Below are 18,299 nucleotides of genomic sequence, written 5' to 3'. Positions count from 1 at the left end.
GACTAGATCCGGTAAGCCACCGCTTTCATCAGCATCGAGCTGGCGTGCATCAACTGCGGCAGCGGAAACGGCAGGTCGATGCCGCCACGCTGTTGCGCGGCTTCGGCGTGACGGATTTCGTCGGCCTGCATCGTCGCCAGGATGGCGCGTGAGCGCTGGTCCTGTGCCGGCAGCTTTTCCAGATGCTCGGCGAGATGGGTTTCCACCTGGCGCTCGGTTTCGACCACGAAGCCGAGGCTGACCGGGTCGCCGGCCACGGCGGCGGCGGCGCCGATCGCGTAGCTTCCGGCGTACCACAGCGGATTTAGCAGGCTGGGACGGCTGTGCAGTTGCTGCAATCGTTCGGCGCACCAGGCCAGGTGATCGGTTTCCTCGGCGGCGGCACGCAACAGATGCGCGCGATTGTCGGCGTCGCGTGCGAGTGCGGCCTGACCTACGTACAACGCCTGCGCGCAGACTTCGCCGGTATGGTTGATGCGCATCAGACCTGCCGCATGACGGCGCTCGGTCTCGTCCAGTTCCGCCTCGGCCATGCCGGTGGCAGGCGAGGAGCGCGTCGCCATCGGCGTGCCGGCGACTGCTTCCAGCGCGCGTTCGCAGCCGGCCAGCAGGCGGTCGAGGGGGCTCAGGGTGCGGACGCTCATGGAGTTTCCTGTTGCAGTTGTCGGGCCAGCAAGGTCAGCGGGTGCATGGTCGGCCACGTCTTGGCCTGGGCATCCATGCCGGCGGCCAGATGCAGGCGACAGCCGATATTGGACGACAACAGCAGCTGCGGTGCCAGCGTGGCGGCTTGTCGCAGGGTGGCGTCGCGCAACTGCGCGGCGCGTTCGGGGAATTCAAGCAGATGGCTGCCGGCCGCGCCGCAACAATGCGGTGGGCGCGGCACCAGTGCCACGTCGAGTTCGGGAATGCGCTGGAGCAGTCCCAGCAAGGCGGTGTCGGTCCGCGCCACGTTGATCTGGGTGCAGGGCAGGTGCAGCACCACGCGTTGGGCCAGTGGCCGAAAGTGCAGCCGTGCCGCGTGCGCAGCCAGCAATTCGACCGGATCGACCACGCGCACGCCGGGCAGGGCGTGGCGCAAGCTGCCGAGGCAGCCGGGCGTCACCGAAATCAGTTGCCCGGCGCCGCTGCTCGCCCACGCCTGGCGTACCTGCCGGGCAGCGCGCTCGGCGGCTGCCGTGGCGCCGCCGTGCAGATCCATCGCGCCGCAGCAGAATGCGGGAAGCACCGTGATGCCGAAGCCCGCGGCCTGCAGCAGGGCAATCGCGGCCTGTTGCGCCGCGGCGTCCTCGACGCTGGCCACGCAGCCCGGGAACAGTGCCAGCAATGGTTGGCCGGGTCGCGGTGCGCTGGCGTGTGCCTTGGGTGCCAGTGGGGCGTTCGGCAGGACAAGCAAGGCCGCGCGCCAGGGCGAGCCGGCGGGCAGGTGCTGCCCCAGCCATGGCCTCCAGCGCCGCAGGCCCAGCCAGCGAGTGACCCGGCGCAGGACACGCAGCCAGTGCGGGCGCGAGACCAGGCCCAGTAGCCGCCGTGGCCGGCCCGGCGCCGGGCCGATCAGCTGGCGGGTCCCGATCAGCAATTCGCCGTACTTCACCTGCGCCGGACAGACGGTTTCGCAGTTCAGGCAGGCCAGGCAGTGATCCAGGTGCGCGCGCAGCCCGGCGCCGGGGTCGGCCTGGCCCCGCGCCAGCGCGGCAGCGAGCGCGATCCGTCCCCGTGGGGACTCCGCTTCGTTCTGATCCAGCGCATAGGTGGGGCAAACCGGCAGGCACAGGCCGCATTGCACGCATTGGTCGGCCAGCTCGGCAAGGCGTGCGGCTGGCGCGGGCTGGGGGGACTTCTCAAGCGGCATGGGGATCATGCTATCATTGCCGACTCACAGTTCGCCGGTCGGTGGGCTTGCGCCATGGATGACAGCTCCGCTATCATCTCGCGCCTTTGTTCCACACGAAGCACGCTCTTCCATCATGCGTACCGCCCAGCAGCGGTCGACAGGTATTTGAAATGAAAACGTTCAGCGCCAATGCCGACAACGTCAAGCGCGACTGGTTCGTGGTCGATGCCACGAACAAGACCCTGGGTCGCCTGTCGACCGAGATCGCCCGTCGTCTGCGCGGCAAGCACAAGCCGGAATACACCCCGCATTGCGATACCGGCGATTATATCGTGGTGGTCAATGCGGAGAAGGTGCACGTCACCGGCGCCAAGCTGGACGACAAGATGTACCACCGCTTCACCGGCTACGTCGGCAACCTGAAGACCACCAGTCTGAAGGATCTGCTGGCCACCCATCCGGAGCGCGTGATCGAGATCGCCGTGAAGGGCATGCTGCCGAAGAATCCTCTGGGCCGCGAGATGTACCGCAAGCTCAAGGTCTACGGTGGCGCCGACCATCCGCATACCGCACAGCAGCCGCAGGCGCTGGAAATCTAAGGAATCATCATGAGCATCCAGCAGAATTACGGCACTGGCCGCCGCAAGACCTCCGCCGCCCGCGTGTTCCTGCGCAAGGGCAAGGGCGACATCGTGATCAACGGCAAGCCGCTTGAGCAGTTCTTCGGTCGCGAGACTTCGTGCATGATCGTGCGCCAGCCGCTCGAGCTGACCGAGAACACCGAGAAGTTCGACATCACCGTGACGGTGGCTGGCGGTGGCATCACCGGCCAGGCCGGTGCGGTTCGCCTGGGCATCGCCCGCGCCCTGATCGAGTACGACGAAAGCCTGAAGTCGCCGCTGCGCAAGGCTGGTTTCGTGACCCGCGATGCGCGTGAGGTCGAGCGCAAGAAGGTCGGCCTGCACAAGGCCCGTCGTGCGACCCAGTTCTCGAAGCGCTAAACTCCAGCTCTACAGCCCCGTCGCCAAGCGGTAAGGCACCTGACTCTGACTCAGGCATTCGGTGGTTCGAATCCATCCGGGGCTGCCAATCCAGATGTCGATGCGCGCAGCAATGCGTCATGGCTCGACCGAAATGCCCGCCCTCCGGCGGGCATTTTCGTGTGGGTGGCAAACGCAAGCGGGCGTTGCTTCGTTGCAAATCCAGGTCGCGGCGAATTCGGCGACATTCATGAAAAGTGTGCGATTTCGCAGAAAGTTACGAGAAGTTGCGCAGTTTCGCCCTTCTTTTCCGCACTGCAGCAGCGTAAAATTCCCGCTTTGCACTCCGTGAAACTTCGATGACGCCTGCTACTGACGATCCCGTCGGGCACGCCGATGTGCGCACGGTCGGCAGCACGGACGCGCTGCCGATCGCCCCCGCCCTCGGCCTGTCGCTGGACGCCGCGCGCATGCCGCGCAAGTCCACCCTGGTTACCCACCGCATCCTGCTGATCAGCGTGTTGGCGGTGATCCTGGGTGTGGCTGCCGCCTATGTGGCCCAGTTGCTGATGTTGATGATCAACCTGATCACCGACCTGTTCTTCTACGGTCGCGTGTCGGACGTGATCGGTCCCACGGCACGCAGCGGCTCGTTTGTCCTCTCGCCAGCGGACAACCACCTCGGCGCCTGGGTGATCCTGATCCCGGCGATCGGTGGCCTGCTCGCCGGGATCATGGCGCGCTGGGGTTCGCGTGCGATCCAGGGGCACGGCATTCCCGAGGCGATGGAACAGATCCTCACCAACGAATCCAACATTCCCGCGCGCATCACCTGGCTCAAGCCGGTGTCTTCGGCGTTCGCGATCGGTACCGGTGGTCCGTTCGGTGCCGAGGGTCCGATCATCTCCACCGGCGGCGCGATGGGTTCGCTGATCGGCCAGCTGCTGCGCGTCACCGCCAACGAGCGCAAGGTGCTGCTGGCGGCCGGCGCGGCGGCCGGCATGGCGGCCGTGTTCGGCGCGCCGGTGGCGTCGCTGGTGCTCGCTGTGGAGCTGCTGTTGTTCGAACTGCGCCCGCGCTCGCTGATCCCGGTGGCGCTGGCTGCAGTAACCGCCGTGGGCGTGCGGTATGCCACCTACGGTTCGTCACCGGTGTTTCCCATGCCGGAGGTCCTGCAGCCCGGGGGCTTGGCCCTGGTCAGTTTCGTGGTGGTCGGGGGCCTGGTGGGCTATGCCTCGGTGTGGGTGACCAAGGCGGTCTACGGCGTCGAGGACCTGTTCGAGAAGTTGCCGATCCACTGGATGTGGTGGCCGGCGCTGGGCGCCCTGGTTGCCGGTTTCATCGGCTGGATCGAGCCACGAACCCTGGGCGTGGGCTACGACAATATCGACGCCCTGGTGCAAGGTCATTTCGGCCTCACCATGCTGCTCACCTTCGGCGCGCTGAAATTCATCTCCTGGGTCATTGCGCTGGGCAGCGGCACCTCCGGCGGTACGCTGGCACCGCTGTTCATGATCGGCGGCTCGTTGGGCGCGGTGATCGGGATCGGCATCAATCATCTGGTGCCGGGTATCCAGATCGACCCGCGCATTGCGGCGTTGGTGGGCATGGCGGCCATCTTTGCCGGCTCTTCACGCGCCCTGCTGACCGCCGTGGTGTTTGCCTTCGAGACCACGCGCCAGTCGGCCTGTCTGTTGCCCTTGCTTGGCGGTTGCACGGCGGCGTACCTGGTTTCCGCCCTGCTCATGCGCAACACCATCATGACCGAGAAAATAGCGCGTCGCGGGATCAAGGTGCCCTCGGAGTACGCGGCCGACTATCTGGAGCAGGTGAGCGTGAGTACGGTCTGTTCGCGTGAGGTGGTGAGCCTGCAGACCACCCAGACCCTTGCTGAGGTGCGACGCTGGTTGGCCGACGACACCGCCGACACGCAACATCGGAGCTATCCGGTCATCGACGAGAAGGGCCACGTGAAAGGCATGCTGCCCCGACGTACGCTGCTCGACCCGCAATGGCATTACACGCTGTCGTTGGCCGAATTGCTGCAGGGGCCACCGATTGCGGTCAATGAAAACCACTCGCTGCGCGATGCTGCCGATCACATGGTCGCCGAAAACGTCGGTCGGCTGGTTGTGGTGAGCAAGGACGATCCGCGCAAGCTGGTGGGCATCATCACTCGCGGCGATATCCTCAAGTCCCACACCCAGCGCCTGCGCGAGGCACGATTCAAGGCGCGCCATATCAAGCTGGGCAAGTCGGCCAAGCCGACTCCGGCGGCGTAAGCCGCCCGGAGGTTCAGTCGGCGATCCTCAGCGGTCGTGGCGCATTTGCCGATGAGTGGACGACGCTGGAAGTCCCGGTGCGCTAGATTTCCCGGTCGCCCACCAGCACGACGTCAGCCGGGCGTCGTGCGAACAGGCCGACGGTGACGATGCCCGGCAGCTGGTTCAACTCGCTCTCCAGTGCCGCCGGATCGGCAATCTGCCAGTTGTGCACGTCGATGATCCAGTTGCCGTTGTCGGTCACCACGCCGTCGCGCCATACCGGGTTGCCGCCGCGCTTGACGATCTCGCGCCCGATCAGGCTGCGTGCCATCGGGATCACCTCGATCGGCACCGGGAACTTGCCCAGCAGCTCGACCTGTTTGCTCGAGTCGATGATGCAGACGAACTTCTCGCTCGCCGCCGCCACGATCTTCTCGCGGGTGAGCGCGGCGCCGCCGCCCTTGATCAAGCGCTTGTACGGGTCGCACTCGTCGGCGCCGTCGATGTAGATCGTCAGCGGGCCGGCGGCGTTGAGGTCGAGTACCGGGATGCCGAGCTTCTTCAGCTGCGCGGTCGACTGCTCCGAGCTGGAAACGGCGCCCTGGATGCGATCCTTCAGATCGGCCAGCGCGTCGATGAAGAACGCCACGGTGGAGCCGGTGCCGACCCCGACGATCGCGCCGTCCTCGACGTAGCGGATCGCGGCTTCGCCGGCCTGGCGCTTCTCGTTGGCATTGCTCATGTGGGGTGTCCGGAATGAAAAGCGCATTATGGCGGTCGGTAGGCTTCGCCGCGAGCACCGTCGTAATCGCATGGACTCGCCCCCGCGCATTCAGGCATCGCGGTGCCAGTGGTGGTGAGCTAGTGCTCCCAACACAACCGCGCGAGGGCGAGGCCATGAACAAGATTACTGCGATAGCCATCGATTTGGCCAAGAATGTGTTTCAGGTGGCGGGTGAAAACGCGCACGGTGAGGTGGTGCTGTCTGAACGCGTGAAGTCGCGCTTGGCGCTGCACAAGTTCATCCAGACGCTCGAACCACCGCTGACGGTGGCCATTGAGACGGGACCGGGTGCGCAAGCGTGGGCGCGGGAGATCCAGGCGCGCGGCGTCGAGGTGAAGATCCTGCCGGCGCAGCACACCGCCGCCCACCGCAGCGGCAACAAGAACGACGCCAACGATGCCCTGTCGATTCTTCGTGCCCTGCACGACGTGAGCGTGCATCCGGTGCCGGTCAAGACCCAGGAGCAGTTGGCCCTGCAGGCTCTGCACCGCGCCCGGCGCGGCTGGCGGCGGCGCATGACGGCGATCAGCAACCAGGTGCGCGGGCTGTTGCTGGAACAAGGCGTGGTCATGGCGCGCGGTAATCTGGCGCTGGTGCGCAAGGTCGACAGCACGCTGGAAGATGCCACCTTGCCGATCCCCGATCGTCTGCGTGCCCTGGTCGCCGAGCTGATGGGGGAATGGCGCGCACTGGGTGAGCGGATGGCGGCCACCGATGGCGAACTGGCTGTCTTGAGCCGCACCGAACCGCTGGCCCGGCACCTGTGCCAGGCGCGCGGCATCGGCCCCGTCATCTCCACCGCCCTGTCCTGCAAGGCGCTCAATCCGGACCGGTTCGCCAACGGCCGCCAGTTTTCGGCCTACTTCGGTATCACGCCCAGCCAGCACAGCAGCGGCAACACCGTTCGGCTGGGCCGCATGAGCCGGCGTGGTGACGCTTATCTGCGTAGTGCCCTGATCGAAGGCGCGCACGCGGTGATCCGGCAAATCCGTCCCGATGCCACCGACCCCTACAGTCGCCGCATCCAGCGCTGGGTCCAGCGCTGTGGCCGAAAGGGCGCGGCGGTGCGGCTGGCCAATCACAATCTGCGTGTGGTGTGGTTGCTGCTCAAGCACCCCGACATGCGCTTTTGCAGTGATCCTGCCCAGCGCGACACCGAAGCGCGGGAGGCGGCCATGCACTGAAAGGGCGCCCCATCACGGCCTGCCCGAGGAGCCGGTCTTGGGCGGCGCCCGTCCATGGCTTCGCAAGCGCTGACGCGCCATGGACTGCCGCCGCCCAAGACCCTCGGGGTCGGCATGCCGTGATGCGGCGTCGCACGCTGCCCTCCCGGCGCAACTCGCCTTCCCGTATGTCGTTTTGTCCCTTTGCGCGCTACCGCTGCTGCCCAGCTCGAATCATCCGGTCAGACCATCGTGGCACCAGGCCTTCCGCCCTACCGGCTCTTGCAGCCTCTTCGTAATCGGCCTTTCCACGAGCTCATCCGATGCCGGCCTGTGGTCTATCGACCACCTTCGTCAAGGCCTCATACATAAATGCAGCCAGTGCTTTCCTGCTCACGCAGCGGTTGACACCAGGGGCGAGTCCATACATAGGGCGGGCTCTGCCCGCCATGCCTTTTGCGATTGCCGGCCGAAAGCGGCGGGCAGAGCCCGCCCTACGGTCCGTGTGCCTGGGCCAGACCGAGAATATGCTTCCAGTGCGCGGCCTCGACCGGCATCACCGACAGCCGGTTGCCCTTGCGCAGCAGCGGCATGCCTTCCAGCGCCTGGTCGCCTTTCAGCTCGTCCAGGCTGATCGTGCGCTTGAGCTTCTTCACGAACTTCACGTCGACCAGCATCCAGCGCGGGTTGTCGCGTGAGCTGGCCGGGTCGAAGTAGTTGCTTCTGGGATCGAACTGGCTGGGGTCGGGATACGCATCGGTGGCGACTTCGGCAATGCCCACGATGCCGGGCACGGCGCAGTTGGAGTGATAGAAAAATACCTTGTCGCCCGGACGCATGCCGTCACGCATGAAGTTTCGCGCCTGGTAGTTGCGCACGCCGTCCCAGGGTTCCCGTTTCCTGCGCTTGAGGTCGTCGATCGAGAATGTCTCGGGTTCGGACTTCATCAACCAGTAGTTCATGCAGCAGGCTCCGGTTCGGCGACAGGCGGGGTGCAGTCGATCAATTCGCGCTCGGTCGCCACGAAGTCGAGTGGCACATCCCAAGCCTGCTCCTCGACCTCCGGCAATTCCTGAAACGCATAGGCGACACCCACCAGCAAGGGCTCGGTAGGGCGGACCTGTTCGTTGAGAAAGGCGAAACTGCGGTCGTAATAACCGCCGCCGTAGCCCAGCCGGTTGCCGCGGCGGTCGAAGCCGAGCAGGGGCACCAGCACCAGGTCGAGCTGGAAGGGTTCAAGCAGCTCGGTCGGGTCCACCGGCTCCGGAATGCCGTAGCGGTTGGCTTGTACCGCGTCACCCGCGGTCCACGGTGCAAAGCGCAGTTGCTTGTGCTCGCCGATGACCGGCAGCAGGAACTGCTGGCCGCGCGCCGCCAGCGGCAGCATCACCAGGTTCAGCGGCAACTCGCCGCGGCTGGCCCAGTAACCGGCCACGCGTGCGTCGGTGAGGTATTCGGGGAGTTGTTCGAGGCTTCGACGCAGTCCCTGCGCGGCGGCTATGCGCTGGGCCGGCGGGAGCGCCTGACGCTGATCGGCCAGGCGCTGGCGAAGCTCGCGGCGTTGGGCGGGCGCGTCCACGTGTCGCTCGACTCCGTCGTGAGTTGCCCTGTTCGCCGTGCGGCGAACAGGGCTGGATAAGAGGTGGCGTAAACCGCGATGCCGCTGCCCACCGAACGACCTTGATCCAAGATGGATCAGGTGGGAGGGCTACATGGTCTAAAGGCTTTCCGCACGTGGCGGACATGCACAACAACCGATGTGGAGCCGACCCGGGGCCGTATGTAGGAACAAGGCAAATGTAAGAGTGTGCTGGCGCACACCGCAGAAAACGCCGGGATCAATTCTAGGCGCTTGGGAGCAAATGTCCACCGTCACGCGATGGTGCGTTCGCCTTGCCGATACGCTCTGTTCAGGACTTGTCGGCGTCCTTTTCCAGTGCCGCGTTCAGCTTGCTGCGCAGACCGGCCAGGCCCTCGGTAAGGCGCTGGCTCTGCCCGTCGTGCTGTTTGCGCAGGCTGATGAATTCATGCGTCACGCTGATCGCGGTGAGCACGGCAAGTCGCTCGAAACTGGGTGCCTTGGCATTCGAGCGCAACTCACGCATCTTGCGGTCGAGGTAACCGGCGGCCTCGAGCAGGCCCTCGCGTTCTTCCGGCGCGCAGGCAATCAGGAATTCGCGATCGATCAGTCGCAGCGCGACCGGTTCACTGCTGGACATGGTTTCTATCAACCGTTGCTTTCAAGCGATTTCAGCCGCTGGATCATGGCCTCGACGCGACTGCGTGCCTGCTCGTTGCGGGCCAGCAAGCCGGAGCGCTCACCGGACAGTTGCTCCTGACTCTGGCGCAGACTGCGGTTCTCCTCGTTGAGCCGGCGCACGGTCTCGAGGAGATGGTCCAGTTGCTGGCCCAAGGCGGCCAACTCTTGCTGTACAGGGTCGACATGGTCTGGCGTGCTCATGCGGGAAACTATAGCAGGACAGTCGCGAAAATCTCGGGCTGGGTCGACATTGCGGGGTGTGCCTGGCCAGTGCATTAAACTGGCCCCATTTTCCGCAGGAGCAACGCCATGGCCGCTACCGAGCCGCTGGGCCACGACGACATTGATGCGCTGATCATGCGACTGCGGCTGGGCACCGAAGCCAGCGAGTTGCATGGCTCGTTGTGCGGCTACCTGGCTGGGGGCGGCACGCTCTCCGGCAACACGGTGCTGGCCGCCTTGCAGCTTGACGGCGAGGTCACCTCCCCGGCGGCCAGTGATCTGGCCGTGCTGGACCGACTTGCACGCCAGAGTCAGGGCGAACTGGTGGACCCGGAACTTGGCTTCGAACCCATCTTGCCCGAGGACGACCGGCCGCTGGCCGAGCGGGCCGAGGCGATCGTCGACTGGTGCCGCGGTTTCCTCGGAGGGTTTGGCCTGGCGGGTGCGGCAGTACACGCCCAGCTGTCGGAGGAGGCGCAGGAGATCCTGCGGGACCTCGGCACGGTGGCTGCGTCGTCGTTCGATTTCGGCAACGAGAGCGAAGACGAGGATGCCTTGATCGAAGTGCACGAGTTCGTGCGGATGGCCGCGATGCTGCTGTTCAGCGAGTGCGGCGCCCGCGATGTCGCACCCGGCGGAACCGTGCATTGATCCCCGCCGCGGCAGGCCTGGCGGGTCTGGCCATCACCACCGACGAATTCGCGCGCAGGCGCCGCCAGCTGATGCAGATGGCCGGCCCCGACGCGGTGCTGCTGGTGGCCGCTGCGCCCGAGCGCATGCGCAATGCCGATGCCGCGTGGCCATACCGGCAGGATTCGGACTTTCACTACCTGGCCGGCTTTCCCGAGTCCGATGCCGTGCTGGCCTTGCTGCCGGGCCGGCAGCATGGCGAGGTGGTGCTGTTTTGCCGCGAGCGCGATCCCGAGCACGAGCGCTGGCATGGTCCGGGTATCGGCACCGAACAGGCAGTGTCGACCTATGGCATGGATGACGCGTTTCCGATCGAGGATATCGACGACATCCTGCCCGGCATGATCGAGGGCCGCGGCCGGGTGTATTGCCATTTCGGTCACGAGCCGGCGTTCGACGCACAACTGCTCGGCTGGATGCGCCGGCTGCGCCAGCTGCGGGGTGGCGGCGTGGTGCCAAAGGAGTTCGTGGCGCTGGGTCACCTGCTGCACGATCTGCGCTTGTTCAAGTCGCGTGCCGAGCTGAAATTGATGCGGGCTTCCGCAGCGATCGCGGTGGAGGCACAGCTGGCCGCGCTGCGATTGGCCAAACCGGGCCGGCATGAATACGAGGTTGAGGCCGAGCTGCTCGGGGTGATCCGTCGCCACGGCGCGGTGCCGGCATTCGCACCCACCGTCGCCGCTGGCGCGAACGCTTGCGTGATGCACTACCAGAGCAATCGCGCGCTGCTGAGCGAAGGTGACCTGCTGCTGATCGATGCCGGCGCGGAACTGGACTGCTATGCGTCAGACATCAGTCGCACGTTTCCGGTCAATGGTCGTTACAGTCGCGAGCAGCGTGCGCTGTACGAGGTGGTGCTGGCCGCGCAGCTGGCGGCGATCGACCAGGTGGCTCCGGGACTACCGTTCGACGCCTCGCACCACGCGGCGGTACGCGTGCTGACCGCAGGCCTGTGCGAGCTGGGTCTGCTGAAGGAGCCTGCCGACGAGGCGATTGCCGCGGGCAGCTACCGGCGTTTCTTTGCGGCCAAGACCGGCCACTGGCTGGGCCTGGACGTGCACGACGTGGGCGACTACCGCATCGACGGCGAATCGCGCCTGCTCGAACCGGGCATGGTGTTGACGGTGGAGCCCGGTCTCTATGTCGCTGCGGATGATCGCTCGGTGGCCGAGCGCTGGCGCGGCATCGGCATCCGCATCGAGGATGATGTGGCGGTGACCCGCGATGGCCACGAGGTGCTGTCCGCAGGCATGCCCAAGGAGCCGGCACAGATCGAGGCACTGCTGGCCCAACGCTGACATTCATTGCGACGAAACGCCACGTGGCAGGCTGTCGCGCACGACGAGGCGTGCACGTTTGCGGGCGTAGAGTCGAGCCGTCGTTTCTCAGGAGGCCTTGGCGATGACGGCCGAGTTCCTGTCGCGAATCCAGTTCGGTTTCGTGATGTCGTTCCACATCCTGTTTCCCGCCTTCACCATCGGCCTGGCCAGTTGGCTGGTGTTCCTGGAGGCGCTGTGGCTGCGCAAGCGCACGGAGATGCTGCGCGACCTCTATTTCTTCTGGATGAAGGTATTCGCAGGATCGTTCGGCCTGGGCGTGGTCTCGGGCATCGTGATGAGCTTCCAGTTCGGCACCAACTGGGCCGGGTTGTCGACGGTGGCCGGCAACGTGCTCGGGCCGCTGCTCAACTACGAGGTGATGACGGCGTTCTTCCTGGAAGCCACCTTCCTCGGCGTGATGCTGTTCGGCTGGAACCGGGTCAGCCATCGCACGCATTTCATCGCCACCTGCATGGTGGCCCTGGGCACGTTGATCTCCAGCTTCTGGATACTCTCGGCCAACAGCTGGATGCAGACGCCTCAGGGTTACGCCATCGTCGACGGCGTGATCCACGCCACCGACTGGTGGGCCGCAATCTTCAACCCGTCGTTCCCGACCCGGCTGGTGCATATGGTGCTGGCCTGCTTCCTCAGCACCGGACTGGTGATCGGCGGCGTCTCGGCGTGGTACCTGCTGCGCGGCATCTGGCAGGACAAGGCGCGAATGATGCTGCGCTGCGCGCTGGTGTTCGTGGCGATCGTGATTCCGCTGCAGATCATTGTCGGCGACATCTCCGGTCAGGTGGTGCGTGAATACCAGCCGGCCAAACTGGCGGCGATCGAGGCCCGCTGGACCACCGAGAACAATGTGCCGTTGACCCTGTTTGCGTGGCCGAACGAGAAGACCGATCGCAACGACTACGCGGTCGACGTGCCGCATCTGGGCAGCCTGATCCTCACCCACAGTTGGAGCGGGGAAGTGCAGGGGTTGAAGGATTTCCCGGTGCAGGATCGTCCGCCGGTGGCCGCGCCGTTCTACAGCTTTCGCATCATGGTCGGGCTGGGCCTGTTGATGCTGGCGCTGTCGCTGGTCGGCCTGCTGCTGTGGTGGCGACGACGATTGTTCGACAGTCGCTGGTACCTGCGTTGCTGGATGGGGATGATGCCGGCCGGCTTCATCGCGCTGCTCACTGGCTGGTACACCGCCGAGATCGGCCGCCAACCGTGGGTCGTCTACGGCGTGCTGCGCACCATCGATGCGGCCAGCCCGGTGCCGGCCTCCAGCGTGCTGACCTCGCTGATCGTGTACTTCGTGACCTACATGATCCTGTTCGGCTTCGGCAGCTGGTATCTGTTCAAGGTACTTCGTCATGGCCCGGACACGGCGCCGCAACGAATCGGTTTCGGCGCCACCGCGTCGCGACCGCTGGCGGCGATCGACGACGGCGCGGTCGACCCGGGCGAGGAGGATTGAGCATGGAGCTTTCCACCATTCTGCCGGTGGTGTGGTTCTTCATCATCGGCTTCGCGATCATGATGTACGTGCTGCTGGATGGTTTCGTGCTCGGCATCGGCATCCTCACGCCTTTCGCGGACGACCAGGCGCAGCAGGAGCTGATGATGAATACGGCCGCGCCGATCTGGGACGGCAATGAAACCTGGCTGGTGATGGGCGGCGCCGGCTTGATGGCGGCCTTCCCCAAGGCCTATGCCACGATCCTCTCCAGTCTGTACCTGCCGATCCTGGCGATGCTGATTGCGCTCATCTTCCGCGGCGTGGCGTTCGAGTTCCGTTTTCGCGCGCACAGCTCACGGCGGATATGGGGCATGGCCTTCCATTTGGGTTCGGTGATCGCGGCGTTCGCGCAAGGCCTGATGCTGGGCGCGATCGTCGAAGGCATGCCGTTGGAGGGCGGCAAGTATTTGCACGGCGCGTTCGCCTGGTTCAGCCCGTTCTCGGTACTGACCGGCATGGCGCTGGTGTTCGGCTACGGTTTGCTCGGCGCCACGTGGTTGGTGCTGAAGACCGAAGGCCGGCCACAGCGGATTGCGCGCGATCTGACGCGGCCGCTGATGCTGGCGGTGATCGCGTTCATGGTGATGGTCAGCGCATGGCTGCCGTTCCTGGACTCACGCCTGATGGCGCGCTGGTTCAGCTGGCCCAACTTCCTGGTGTTGTCGCCGCTGCCGATCCTGACCATCGTCGTCGCGGCATGGTTGTGGCGTGCGGTGCTGGCCAATCGCGAGGTGGCACCCTTCGTGCTCGCGCTGAGCTTCTTCGCGCTGGGCTTCCTCGGCCTGGTCGCGGGGATGTGGCCGAACATCGTGCCACCGAGCATGAGCATCTGGGACGCTGCCTCGCCGCCGTCCAGCCAGGGCTTCGTGCTGGTCGGCGCGATCATCATGCTTCCGGTGGTGCTGTTCTACACGGCCTATTCGTACCGGGTGTTCCGCGGCAAGGTACGGGCCGGGGACGGCTACCACTGAGGTCAATCAGGCAAGCGCGGCGAACGCGTCCCGGGTCAGGTTTTCCGGCGCGTCGTCGGTGCATGCCACGTCGTCTTCGATGCGGATGCCGCCGTAGCGCTTGAATGCCTCGACCTTGTCCCAGGCAATGTCCCTGGACACCGGCTTGTCGCGCAATTCGGCCAGCAACATCTCGATGAAATACAGGCCGGGCTCGATCGTCACCACCATGTTCGGTTCCAGCCTGCGGGTCATGCGCAGGAACGGGTGGCCATCCGGACGCGGCACGGTGTCGCCGCGGTCGTTCTTCGCGAAGCCACCGACATCGTGCACCTGCAGGCCGATCGAATGGCCCAGGCCGTGCGGGAAGAAGGCGCGGGTGACGCCGCTTTCGACCGCCGACTCGGCGTCCATGCGGATGAAGCCGTGCTCCTTCAGCAGCACCGCCAATTGCTGGTGTGCGTGCAAATGCAGGTCGCCGTAACTGCGTCCGGCGCGCACCATCGCCACCTGGCTTCGCTGGTTGGCGTCCATCGCGTCGATCAGTGCCTGGAATTCGCCGGCATCGGCGGCGGCGTAGGTGCGCGTGATGTCGCTGGCGTAACCCGACGCGCTGGCGCCGGCATCGATCAGCAGCGAGCGCGCCGGCTGGGGCGGCTGGCGGGTGAAGTCCATGTAGTGCAGCACGGCGCCATGCTCATTGAGCGCGACGATGCTGGAGTAGGGCAGTTCGGCGTCGATCAGTCCGGCGGCGGCGAGATAGGCCTGGTGGATGCCCAGCTCGCTCTCGCCCATGCGGAACGCCTGTTCGGCCGCGCGGTGCGCGCGGGTGCCGATACGGCTGGCTTCGCGCATCAGCTCCAGTTCGTACGGTGTCTTGTAGGTACGGTGATAGTGCAGGTAATCCAGCACCGTGCCGGGGTTGTTGACTTCGATGCCGGCGACGGTGGCGTTCGGCTCGGCGATCGTGGCGCAGTTTCCCTGCGGCAGTTCGGCGATCGCATCCTCCGCGGTGCGCACGATGACGATCTCGAACTGGTCCACCCAGTAGCCACTGGGCGCGTCGGGTACCACATGCCAGTAGTCGTGCGGCTGCAGGAAGACCAGCTTCGGTTTGGCGCCGGGGGTGTAGGCGATCCAGCTGCCGGGCGCATTGATCAGCGGCAGCCAGTACTTGAACTGCGGACTGACGGCGTAGGGATAATGGTTGTCATCGAGGAACTTGATTCCCGGCATGCCGGCGGCGATCAGCAGATGGTCGAAGCCGCCGCGCGCGAGAGCCTCATCGGCACGGGTGCGTACGGTGGCCAGATGCTGCGGATAAAGCGTGGCGAGTCGATCATGCATGGGGAGCTCCTGACGGGCGGACCGTGCCCGGTTGTCATGCATCTGCACGACGTCGAAGGACGGGCAGACGTGCCGCTGTGGCGACATGTGCACGGGGAAACGGCCCGCGGTATTGGCGAAAATCGAACCACCATGATGACGCGCCCGCGCCGACAGTTCCAGCCGTGCGATCCAGTCGGGTGCTTCGGTACTGCTGGTCAGCCCTGCGTCAGCCAGCTCTCGAGACGGGCGGCATCGGGGTCGGTGATGGCCACGATGCGGAAGCCGGCCCAGATTTGCCCCGAGCTGGCAGCGTGTTCGTGCCATTGTTCCTGGATGCCCACCTCGATCGGTTGCGACTGCACCAGCGCGCGACCGGTGGCGGGCAGGGCGATGCTGACCTGGTAGAGCGCCTCGCCGCGCGGTGCCCGCGAGGTGATCAGCAGGAGGCCGCCGCTGGAGATGTTGCCCAGATGACCGATTACCTCGTCACGGATCACATCGGTGACGATGGCGTTGTCAGGTGCGCGCTTGCGTGGTGCCCGACGCTGGTTGCCGGAAGTGTTCTGCGGACTCATCGGCGCCGGGACTCCTGCGGCTGGGTGTTCCGTGTGCCTGCAGCATTCTGGCGCAGGCTGCCCCTGAGGCTGCGCCAGGCGCGGTCGAGCAGGCTCTCGGGCTCGGCCGGGACTTCGCAAGCCCGACCGCTGGCGACCTCATGCGCCAGTTGGGCCATGGTCATCTCGTCGCCGCGCTGGCCACGACGGCTGACCAGCAGGCAGCGTCCGGACATCGGTGAGTACCAGGCCAATTTGCGACGTGCGATCTGCCCGCTGGTCGGATCTACGAACTCGAACCAGCTGCCGAACGGCAACTTGCGCAGACGCTGTTCGATGTGCAGCTCGCGCGGCTCGACTGCAGGCAATCTCGTTTCCGGATGCGTCACTGGCGCGGCGGCCGTGGTCTGCGCCGCGGCTGGTCTGATGATCGGGCTCGCGCTGGGCGGTTCCTGATCGGCGTGTTGTTCACCCAGGCGTTGGTGCTGCTTCAGGCGCAACGCGAGATCGGTGGCGCTGGGCAGTTCGGCCGTGGGATCCGGTGAGCCGGCGCCGAGCAGGCGCTGCGCCACCTGCACCGATTCTTCGGCGTGCATGCCGATCTGCTGCAGGCCGTTTTCCACCTCTTGCTGCAATTGCAGCCGATCATGCGTGGGCAGACGGCCAAGCAGCTGATCGGTGATTGCCAGCTGGGCCTTGAACGCTTCGCTGTCCTCGCCATGGCGAAGCAGCGTCAGCGCCAGCACGTCGGACCACGCGCGATCGAGCAGGGCGCGCAGCAATCCGCGCGGCGGCGACTGGGCAAAGCGCTCGGCCATCAACGCGCTGGCGCGGTGGCGGGCCTGATCCAGTCGTTCGCGACCCTGCGCGGCTTCGACGTGGCGCCGCTCTGCCGCCTGTGCCTTGCGCGTGAGCAGCGCCAGGTGATGCTCGATATCCGCCAGCAGCGTGGTGTACAGCCCGGCGCTGGGCGGTTCCTGGTTGGCGCGACTGACCAGTTGTTCGAGCTTCGTGGCGAGCGGGCGGTTGCTCTCGTCGTCACTGCCATCCAGCCAGTCGTTGGCGGCGGCGGCCACGGTCTCCAGCAACTTGCGCGCCGGGTGGTCATGTCGTTCGAAGAAGCTGTGATCGGCCACCGCCGCACGCAGCACCGGCAGTTGCAGGTTGCTGAGCAGCCCGCGTGCGTTGCCGCCTTGCTGCAGCTGATGCCCCAACTGCTCGAACAGGCCCGCCACCAGTTCCACCGTATCGCCCTGCTCGCTGCTGAGCTGGGTGAGCGGCGCGCCGCTCGGCTTGCCGAGGTTGAGCTGGGCCAGCAATTCCTCGCGCAGGCGTGCGGCGCTGCGCAGCTCGCGGCTGGCATGGTCGGTGACCTGGGCCAGGTGCTGTTGCAGTGCGCCGAGTGCCATTTGGAGTTCATCCTCGCTGGCGACCGGACCTGCGCCGGGGCCGGACGCTTCACCGGCCGGTATGCCCTGGTTGGCACGGCGCTGGGCCAGCAAATCGCGCAGGGACTCCAGCACATGGATGGAGTCTTCGCCCGCTGCGCCGCCCTGCGGCCGGCTTGCATTTTCCGCCACCGGCGCCGCCGCCGTGGCTGCCTCGGTGGCCGGTGCGGGCTCGGACATGCCCGGACGCGCCCGCTTGTTGATGTGGCGTGGTGCCGGAACACTGCGCAGCTGCGGCAGGATGCCCTCGGACTGCCAGCGCAGGTTGATCGCGTTGTAGAGCGTGGCCAGGGCCGGTATGACCCACTGGTCGAAGTAGCGCAGCAACAACAGTTGATGCTGGTGCGGCAACTCCAGTTCCGTGCTGGCCCGATGGAATGCCCTGGCCACCGCATGCGGCCCCAGCGGCAGGGACTGGCCTTCCAGGGGCGGCGAACCGACCAGCACGGCCATCCGGTAGCCCAGTTCGTACAGGGCCCGGCCGTGGCGCACGTCGCCACGGGCACCGAGCTGATCCAGCGTCATGGAGATTTCCTGGACGTTCGGGTCCAGCAGCTCCAGCGATTGCCAGGGGCTTGGTTCATCGGCCGTGGCGGACTTGCGCGACGGCTGGTCGAACTCGCTCAGTGCGACGCCCATCTGTTCCATGAAGGATTGAACGACTCTGTTGCGGCCCTGCAGGACGCGCTGCCGGCTGGCAAAGCATTCCTGCTGCTCGTCGGAGCGCATGGCGTGATCGGCCAGCGTGAAAAGTTGCTTCTCGAACTCGCCGAGGCAATGGCGAATGGGTTCGTGCAGACCCTCGACACACAAGGTGTAACCGGTCTCGATCAGTTTCTGCGCACGCGCGGGCCACCGCTCGTGTTTGAGGCGGGTGACTGGGGGCGACGCCAGCGAGCGTCGCGGGTCCTGTCCGACGTCCATGCAAAAAACCTGTCTCATTCCCCGGGTCAGGCAAGTCTATGCTGGTTGCCGTGGGTATGCCA

18 protein-coding genes, 1 tRNA gene and 1 other RNA gene are annotated in these 18,299 nt (G+C 65.9%); 9 read left to right on the top strand and 11 right to left on the bottom strand.

The genetic code is table 11. From position 1 onward, the window contains the following. Window positions 1-2 precede the first annotated feature (2 nt). Window positions 3-644, bottom strand: coding sequence for a 2-polyprenyl-3-methyl-6-methoxy-1,4-benzoquinone monooxygenase (coq7, locus tag AC0L58_RS14135; RefSeq protein ID WP_473684453.1), 642 nt, complete (start codon window positions 642-644; stop codon window positions 3-5). Further along, complete coding sequence (locus AC0L58_RS14130) at window positions 641-1,852, bottom strand: (Fe-S)-binding protein (RefSeq protein ID WP_473684451.1); 1,212 nt, start codon at window positions 1,850-1,852, stop codon at window positions 641-643. The genes coq7 and AC0L58_RS14130 overlap by 4 nt, the downstream gene beginning before the upstream one ends. Before the next feature lie 152 nt (window positions 1,853-2,004). On the opposite strand from AC0L58_RS14130, the gene rplM reads away from it, so the two are divergent. From rplM to AC0L58_RS14110, 4 genes are all read left to right on the top strand, one after another. Continuing rightward, entirely contained in the window at window positions 2,005-2,433 is a 429-nt protein-coding gene (gene rplM, locus AC0L58_RS14125; RefSeq protein ID WP_473684449.1) for a 50S ribosomal protein L13, read from the top strand. 9 nt (window positions 2,434-2,442) lie between these two features. Next, entirely contained in the window at window positions 2,443-2,835 is a 393-nt protein-coding gene (rpsI, locus tag AC0L58_RS14120; RefSeq protein WP_473684447.1) for a 30S ribosomal protein S9, read from the top strand. Between the two features lie 13 nt (window positions 2,836-2,848). Next, window positions 2,849-2,923, top strand: a tRNA-Gln gene (locus tag AC0L58_RS14115). A 250-nt stretch (window positions 2,924-3,173) separates the two neighbouring features. Then, window positions 3,174-5,096, top strand: a complete 1,923-nt coding sequence (locus AC0L58_RS14110) for a chloride channel protein (protein WP_473684445.1) — start codon at window positions 3,174-3,176, stop codon at window positions 5,094-5,096. An 82-nt stretch (window positions 5,097-5,178) separates the two neighbouring features. Here AC0L58_RS14110 and rpiA read toward each other — a convergent pair whose 3' ends face one another. Then, window positions 5,179-5,820, bottom strand: a complete 642-nt coding sequence (gene rpiA / locus AC0L58_RS14105; protein WP_473684443.1) for a ribose-5-phosphate isomerase RpiA — start codon at window positions 5,818-5,820, stop codon at window positions 5,179-5,181. A 155-nt stretch (window positions 5,821-5,975) separates the two neighbouring features. Here rpiA and AC0L58_RS14100 point away from each other — a divergent pair, with 155 nt between their 5' ends. Further along, entirely contained in the window at window positions 5,976-7,046 is a 1,071-nt protein-coding gene (locus tag AC0L58_RS14100) for an IS110 family RNA-guided transposase (RefSeq protein ID WP_473683965.1), read from the top strand. Window positions 7,047-7,519: 473 nt separating this feature from the next. On the opposite strand, the gene AC0L58_RS14095 is transcribed toward AC0L58_RS14100, so the two are convergent. The 5 genes from AC0L58_RS14095 to AC0L58_RS14075 form a co-directional block, all read right to left on the bottom strand. Next, window positions 7,520-7,987, bottom strand: a complete 468-nt coding sequence (locus AC0L58_RS14095) for an EVE domain-containing protein (protein WP_473684441.1) — start codon at window positions 7,985-7,987, stop codon at window positions 7,520-7,522. Continuing rightward, complete coding sequence (locus AC0L58_RS14090) at window positions 7,984-8,604, bottom strand: 5-formyltetrahydrofolate cyclo-ligase (RefSeq protein WP_473684439.1); 621 nt, start codon at window positions 8,602-8,604, stop codon at window positions 7,984-7,986. Before AC0L58_RS14090 ends, AC0L58_RS14095 begins: the two co-directional genes overlap by 4 nt. Before the next feature lie 66 nt (window positions 8,605-8,670). Beyond that, a non-coding RNA gene (gene ssrS / locus AC0L58_RS14085) (6S RNA) lies at window positions 8,671-8,857 on the bottom strand. Window positions 8,858-8,935: 78 nt separating this feature from the next. Continuing rightward, entirely contained in the window at window positions 8,936-9,244 is a 309-nt protein-coding gene (locus AC0L58_RS14080) for a cell division protein ZapA (RefSeq protein ID WP_473684437.1), read from the bottom strand. 8 nt (window positions 9,245-9,252) lie between these two features. Further along, window positions 9,253-9,486, bottom strand: a complete 234-nt coding sequence (locus AC0L58_RS14075; RefSeq protein WP_473684435.1) for a TIGR02449 family protein — start codon at window positions 9,484-9,486, stop codon at window positions 9,253-9,255. A gap of 108 nt (window positions 9,487-9,594) precedes the next feature. On the opposite strand from AC0L58_RS14075, the gene AC0L58_RS14070 reads away from it, so the two are divergent. The 4 genes from AC0L58_RS14070 (at window position 9,595) to cydB (ending at window position 14,003) form a co-directional block, all read left to right on the top strand. After that, window positions 9,595-10,158, top strand: coding sequence for a UPF0149 family protein (locus AC0L58_RS14070; RefSeq protein ID WP_473684433.1), 564 nt, complete (start codon window positions 9,595-9,597; stop codon window positions 10,156-10,158). After that, window positions 10,155-11,495: an aminopeptidase P N-terminal domain-containing protein gene (locus AC0L58_RS14065; RefSeq protein WP_473684431.1), complete on the top strand. Its 1,341-nt coding sequence runs from the start codon at window positions 10,155-10,157 to the stop codon at window positions 11,493-11,495. The genes AC0L58_RS14070 and AC0L58_RS14065 overlap by 4 nt, the downstream gene beginning before the upstream one ends. A 103-nt stretch (window positions 11,496-11,598) precedes the next feature. After that, entirely contained in the window at window positions 11,599-12,990 is a 1,392-nt protein-coding gene (locus tag AC0L58_RS14060) for a cytochrome ubiquinol oxidase subunit I (protein WP_473684429.1), read from the top strand. Window positions 12,991-12,992: 2 nt separating this feature from the next. After that, on the top strand, window positions 12,993-14,003 hold the full coding sequence (cydB, locus tag AC0L58_RS14055) for a cytochrome d ubiquinol oxidase subunit II (RefSeq protein WP_473684427.1): 1,011 nt from the start codon (window positions 12,993-12,995) through the stop codon (window positions 14,001-14,003). Window positions 14,004-14,009: 6 nt separating this feature from the next. Here the strand turns inward: cydB and pepQ are convergent, their stop codons facing one another. The 3 genes from pepQ to AC0L58_RS14040 form a co-directional block, all read right to left on the bottom strand. Beyond that, window positions 14,010-15,329, bottom strand: coding sequence for a Xaa-Pro dipeptidase (gene pepQ / locus AC0L58_RS14050; RefSeq protein ID WP_473684425.1), 1,320 nt, complete (start codon window positions 15,327-15,329; stop codon window positions 14,010-14,012). Window positions 15,330-15,526: 197 nt separating this feature from the next. Continuing rightward, a complete protein-coding gene (locus AC0L58_RS14045; RefSeq protein WP_473684423.1) occupies window positions 15,527-15,886 on the bottom strand; it encodes a PilZ domain-containing protein in 360 nt (119 codons plus the stop codon). Further along, window positions 15,883-18,237, bottom strand: a complete 2,355-nt coding sequence (locus AC0L58_RS14040; protein ID WP_473684421.1) for a DUF1631 family protein — start codon at window positions 18,235-18,237, stop codon at window positions 15,883-15,885. The genes AC0L58_RS14045 and AC0L58_RS14040 overlap by 4 nt, the downstream gene beginning before the upstream one ends. Window positions 18,238-18,299: the final 62 nt, after the last annotated feature.

The organism is Rhodanobacter sp. G2-10 (genome assembly GCF_055809185.1).
This window is presented reverse-complemented; position numbering and strand designations above follow the sequence as displayed.